The organism is Streptococcus sp., from assembly GCF_019414905.1.
Taxonomy (GTDB): domain Bacteria; phylum Bacillota; class Bacilli; order Lactobacillales; family Streptococcaceae; genus Streptococcus.
On record NZ_DXLC01000234.1, the window covers coordinates 1 to 2,872 of the forward strand.

Below are 2,872 nucleotides of genomic sequence, written 5' to 3' on the forward strand. Positions count from 1 at the left end.
CCATTCTAAACGTCCACTCTTGCAAAACTACTATAACTTTACGCATATCGATGATGAAAAGACGCGCAAGCGTGACCTCTTTTTGGCTGAGCCAAGTGATCCAGAGAGCCACTATTCTATTTTTGAAGATAATCATGGTACCCACATTTTTGCCAACAATGACCTTGATTTGATGACAAAATTGACAGAATTGGTAGAGCATGGTTTCACTCACTGGAAACTAGAAGGGCTCTACACTCCAGGTCAGAACTTTGTTGAGATTGCAAAACTCTTTATCCAAGCGCGTAGCTTGATCCAAGAGGGTAACTTTAGCCATGACCAAGCTTTCTTGCTGGATGAGGAAGTACGTAAGTTACACCCTAAAAACCGTTTTCTTGATACAGGATTTTATGACTACGATCCTGACATGGTTAAATAAAGTAAATGATTCGTTGAGAGAAGGAAGATGCAAACATTTCTTCTCTCAATTTTTCTTATTTCTTCACCATTTTTAAAAAACCAGTAGGCTAGGATGCTCTGTTTACTGGGAATTTTAATACAAGTAACCTTCTTGAGTTTGAAAATTATCCCATGTTTGCAGGTGCCAAATGGCCCTTTTTTTGGTATAATTTTTTATAATGAAAACGATTGGTAATCGCTATGTTGTGGTTGATTTAGAGGCAACTAGCACAGGTAGTAAGGCTAAAATTATTCAAGTGGGGATTGTTGTGATTGAGGACGGAAAAATCGTTGATCACTATACGACGGATGTTAATCCACATGAACCTTTGGATGCTCATATCAAAGAACTGACAGGACTGACTGATCAACGTCTGGCGCAAGCGCCTGATTTTTCGCAAGTTGCTAGAAAAATCTTTGACTTGGTGGAGGATGGGATTTTTGTAGCCCATAATGTTCAGTTTGATGCCAATCTCTTGGCGGAAAATTTATTTTTTGAAGGCTATGAACTAAGAAATCCTCGTGTTGACACGGTCGAATTGGCTCAGGTCTTTTTCCCTGAACTGGAAAAATATAGTTTGCCGATTTTGTGCCAGGAATTAGGAATTCCTCTAAAACATGCTCACACAGCCCTTTCAGATGCCCAAGCTACAGCGGAATTACTTCTTTTTTTACGAGAAAAGATGGCCCAACTTCCTAAAGGACTCTTGGAACGCTTGCTGGAAATGGCTGACGCCCTCTTATATGAGTCCTACCTGGTTATTGAAGAAATTTATCGCAGCCAATCTATCCTGAGTTCTCCAGACTTGGTCGAAGTTCAAGGACTATATTTCAAGAAAACTACAGCTCCCCTGGAGCCACGAAAACTATCCCAAGATTTTTCTAAAAATATTTCTCTGTTGAACCTTGAAGTGAGGGAGGAGCAAGAAAGTTTTGCTAAAGAGGTTGGCTTGCTATTGAAAGATGAGCCTGTCTCTCTAATTCAAGCACCGACAGGGATTGGGAAAACCTATGGCTATCTCTTACCCGCTTTATCTCAAGCCAAAGAGCGTCAAATTGTCCTTAGCGTTCCGACAAAGATTCTTCAAAATCAAATAATGGAGGAAGAAGGTAAACGTCTCAAGGAAGTGTTCCATACAGATATTCATTCTTTAAAGGGACCACACAATTATCTGAAGTTGGATGCCTTTTATCGTTCCTTGCAGGAAAATGATGAAAATCGCTTATTTAGACGTTTTAAAATGCAACTCTTGGTCTGGCTGACTGAGACAGAGACAGGAGATTTGGATGAAATTGGGCAACTCTACCGTTACCAACATTTTCTAACAGATCTTCGTCATGATGGGAATTTATCATCCAAGAGTTTATTTGTGACGGAAGATTTTTGGAAACGTAGTCAAGAAAGGGCACAAGCTTGCAAGCTCTTAGTGACCAATCATGCTTATCTTGTAACCAGACTTGAAGATAATCCTGAATTTGTCAGTGATCGTTTATTGATTATTGATGAAGTCCAAAAAGTTTTGTTGGCCCTAGAAAATCTGCTTCAAGAGACTCACGATATCCAGTCTATTATCGAATTGCTTGATAAGGCTTTAGTAGGAGAAGAAAACAGGGTTCAACAACGAATACTAGAAAGTATTCGCTTTGAGTGCCTCTACTTGATAGAACAATTTCAGTCTGGCAAATCTAGGAAAAATATCTTAGATTCTCTTGCCAATCTCCATCAGTATTTTTCAGAATTAGAGGTAGAAGGCTTTGGGGAACTGGTCCGCTATTTTACAGCTGACCGAGATTACTGGCTTGAAGCAACTGAAACGGGTCAAAAGAAAATTCAAATTTCTTCTACGAAATCAGGCCGTATTCTTCTATCTTCCTTAGTGCCTGATTCATGTCAAGTCTTGGGAGTGTCGGCCACTCTTGAGATTAGTCAAAGAGTTTCTTTGGCAGAACTTTTAGGGTATCCTGAAGCTAAATTTGTTAAGATTGAAGCTGGTAAAAAACAGGATCAAGAAGTGGTCTTGGTCAAAGATTTTCCCCTGGTAACAGAAACCTCCTTAGAAGTTTATGCCCAAGAGGTAGCTAATTTACTGATGGGAGTTCAAGCTTTCCAACAACCGATTTTGGCTCTCTTTACTGCCAAAGACATGCTTCTAGCAGTATCGGATTTACTTCCAGTTAGCCATCTGGCCCAGTATAAAAATGGGGATGTTCATCAACTGAAGAAACGCTTTGAAAAAGGAGAACAGCAAATCTTGCTTGGTGCAGCAAGTTTCTGGGAGGGAGTTGATTTTTCAAGTCATCCTTTTGTGATTCAAGTTGTACCGAGACTTCCTTTCCAAAATCCCCAAGAACCCTTGACGAAAAAGATCAATCAGGAACTAATTCAAGAAGGGAAAAATGCCTTTTATGATTATCAATTGCCCATGGCTATTAT

At 39.7% G+C, this 2,872-nt stretch carries 2 protein-coding genes; both read left to right on the top strand.

Annotated features, from left to right (window positions below):
* Positions 1 to 418, top strand: a 418-nt coding sequence (locus tag QZ359_RS07175) for a U32 family peptidase (RefSeq protein WP_293964963.1), incomplete at its 5' end; no start/stop codon positions are given.
* Between the two features lie 199 nt (positions 419 to 617).
* Positions 618 to 2,872, top strand: a 2,255-nt coding sequence (locus QZ359_RS07180; protein ID WP_293964965.1) for a bifunctional DnaQ family exonuclease/ATP-dependent helicase, incomplete at its 3' end; no start/stop codon positions are given.